This window comes from Enterobacter cloacae complex sp. 6730903, from assembly GCF_048283985.1.
GTDB lineage: Bacteria > Pseudomonadota > Gammaproteobacteria > Enterobacterales > Enterobacteriaceae > Enterobacter > Enterobacter hormaechei_C.
Genome location: NZ_JBLVXX010000154.1, coordinates 1 through 630 on the forward strand (window position 1 = coordinate 1; position 630 = coordinate 630).

The following is a 630-nucleotide window of genomic DNA, read 5'->3' on the forward strand; positions in this document are numbered from 1 at the left end:
GTTTTGGTTTTCAAGATCTTCTAAAGAATTATAAGAGCTAGACTGGTAATGAGGAGTTTTATAGTTACCAGCATTACGATATAACCCTTCTGCCCGTAAAGCTACATGTGGGCTTAAGCCAACTGTTACACCTGCTGTGGTCAACTTCTCATTACTGCCAGTATTAAAACGTAATGTAGTATTACCCTCTAATCCGTCTTGAGGCATTTGGGTTGGAATTTTATAGTCAATGACATTGACTACCCCTGCCGCACTATTTGAACTATACAAAAGGGTACTTGCACCACGTATAATTTCAATAGACTTAGCTAAACTTGGTTCAACTGTGACAGCGTGATCTGGGGACATATTAGACATATCCAACACGTCAGCATTATTCTGTAAAACTTTAATACGTTTTCCTTCCTGCCCACGAATAATAGGAGTAGATGCTCCACCTCCATATTGATTAGAATGAATTCCTAATTCCGTACCCAAGGCATCCCCTAGAGTTGTCGAACGCTGTTTAAGTTTACTAGTATCAATAAACTGATTACTAACATTTAGACTTTTGCCTAACAGCTCAGACCCTAACTCATCAGATTGTGCAGTTAATACTATTGTATTTAAGGTAGTAACAGGCCCTTCAGC

1 pseudogene is annotated in these 630 nt (G+C 38.9%); it reads right to left on the minus strand.

The features are described from left to right. Positions 1 to 630, minus strand: a pseudogene (gene znuD2, locus ACNQ0W_RS25310) (TonB-dependent receptor ZnuD2); the annotation flags it as partial.